Annotated in this window: 1 protein-coding gene; it reads left to right on the top strand. The window is 69.8% G+C overall.

The window, feature by feature from the left end; translation table 11 throughout:
- A partial coding sequence (locus ACWEKR_RS35515; protein ID WP_452358234.1) for a condensation domain-containing protein occupies positions 1-1971 on the top strand: 1971 nt, incomplete at both ends.

The raw sequence follows: 1971 nt of genomic DNA, 5'->3' as shown, positions 1-1971 counted from the left end.
TACCTCACTTCCCGGTCCCCGGAGCAGTTCCGCGAACTGCTGATCCGCGAACAAGTCACCGTGCTCAACCAAACCCCATCGGCGTTCTACCAGCTGGTGGAGGCCGATCGGGCGGCGGACGCGGATGAGCCGGCGTTGCGATATGTCATCTTCGGTGGTGAGGCACTGGACCTTCGGAAGCTGGCCCGCTGGTATGGCCGCCATGGCGAGCGCACCCGGTTGGTGAACATGTACGGCATCACCGAGACCACGGTGCACGTGTCGTTCCTGCCCTTGGCCGCGCAGGATGCGGACAATTCCGCCAGCGTGATCGGCCGCGCCCTGCCCGGTTTGGCGGCGTACGTGCTCGACGACCGGTTGCATCCCGCGCCCGTGTCGGTGGCCGGTGAGATCCATGTCGTCGGTGCGCAGCTCTCGCGCGGGTATCTGGGTCGTCCGGGGTTGACCGCGACCCGGTTCGTGGCCGATCCGTTCGGTGCGCCGGGGTCGCGGATGTATCGATCCGGTGATGTCGGCCGCTGGCGTACCCACGGCGACGACGCCGTCCTCGAGTACGCCGGGCGTGGCGACCAGCAGGTCCAATTGCGGGGATTCCGTATCGAACTCGGCGAGATCGAAGCGGCGCTGCTGCGCTGTCCGGGAGTGAGCCAGGCGGTCGCGCTGGTCCGCGACGACGAGCACACCGGTCAGCGCCTCATCGGCTATGTGGTGGCCGACACCGGCGCCACCGTCGACCCCGGCGAGATCCGCGCGCAACTCGCGCAGTTCCTCACCGGCTACATGGTCCCCGACGCGGTCGTCACACTGGAAACGCTGCCGCTGACCCCCAACGGCAAACTCGACCGCCGTGCGCTACCGGCACCGGAGATCACCAGCGCGGTCGCCTACCGCGCGCCGAGTTCGCCGGTGGAGCAGGCGGTGGCCGAAGTGTTCGCCGCGTTGCTGGCCGCCGCCGAAGTCGGCCTGGACGACGACTTCTTCGCCCTCGGCGGTAACTCGCTGCTGGCCACCCGGGCGGTGGCGCGGATCAACGAGGCGCTCGACGCGAACGTCGTTGTGCGCGAGCTGTTCGAAGCGCCTACGGTGGCCGCGCTGGCCGCGCGGGTGGTGCCCGGCGCCGGGGGCGGCACCCGTCCCCGCCTGTCGCGAGCCGAGCGGGTGGAACCGGTCCCGTTGTCGCTGGCGCAGCAGCGGATGTGGGTGCTCAACCAGTTCGACCCCGCCTCCCCTGCCTACAACATTCCGATGGCGATCCGGTTGACCGGGGAATTGGATATCCCCGCATTGCGGTCCGCCTTGGCGGACGTGCTCGAACGCCACGAATCGCTGCGCACCCGGTATCCGTCCGGGCCGGGCGGGTTGCCGTTCCAGCAGATCCTCACCGTCGAGCAAGCCCTGCCCGGCGGCCTGGAGGTCACTGCCACCGATGACCCGCTCACCGAGGTGACGGAGTTGATGCTGACCGGGTTCGATGTCACCGAGCAGGTGCCGGTGCGGGCGCTGCTGGTCCGGTCCGGCGCCGATGAGCATCTGCTCGCGGTGGTCGCCCACCACATCGCCGCCGACGGCGCGTCCATGGCACCGCTGGCGCGTGATCTGGTTACCGCCTACCTCGCCCGTACCAGCGGCGACTCCCCCCGCTGGCCCCCGCTGGAGGTTCAGTACGCCGACTACGCCATCTGGCAGCGCCGCGTCATCGGCACCGACGACGACCCCGCGTCCGTTGCCGCCCACCAACTGGCCTACTGGCGCCGCCAACTCGACGGACTGACCGGTGAATCCGACCTGCCGCTGGACCGGCCCCGCCCGGCGGTGGCCTCGATGCGTGGCGCCCACACCGGCTTCGCCTTGTCTCCCGAACTCCATCAGACCCTCATCGCGCTGGCGCGCGAGCACAATTGCACGTTGTTCATGGTCGTGCACGCCGCCTTGGCGGTGCTGCTGGCGCGGCTGTCCGGCGACCCGGACGTC

It is taken from the genome of Nocardia sp. NPDC004573 (assembly GCF_053602135.1).
This window is presented reverse-complemented; position numbering and strand designations above follow the sequence as displayed.